General features: G+C 60.3%; 1 pseudogene. It reads left to right on the plus strand.

From position 1 onward, the window contains the following. Positions 1 to 49 precede the first annotated feature (49 nt). Positions 50 to 335: pseudogene (locus IVB13_RS15755) on the plus strand (aminodeoxychorismate synthase, component I); the annotation flags it as partial.

The following is a 335-nucleotide window of genomic DNA, read 5'->3' on the forward strand; positions in this document are numbered from 1 at the left end:
TAGCACCTACATAGTCGCGGGTGGACGGGCGAGTTGCAACGGCGAAGATATCGATGGCGATCCATGGGAAGTTCTTCGCACTCTTCTCGCCAACTATCCGCAAGAGCATCGTCCCGATCTCCCGCCATTTCAGGCAGGCGCGGCTGGCTTCTTCGCTTACGATTTGAACAGGACGCTGGAGCGATTGCCGGCGCCGGCAATTCCCGGTCAGCGTTTGCCCCAATCCATTCTGCATCTTTACGACGTGGTCGTCAGCTACGACCACCGGAACAACAGATGCTGGATCGTCTCGACCGGATGGCCGGAGCAGGATCCCGCACGTCGCGGCGAGCGCG

Origin of the sequence: Bradyrhizobium sp. 17 (assembly GCF_023073515.1) — a bacterium.
GTDB classification, from domain to species: domain Bacteria; phylum Pseudomonadota; class Alphaproteobacteria; order Rhizobiales; family Xanthobacteraceae; genus Bradyrhizobium; species Bradyrhizobium canariense_D.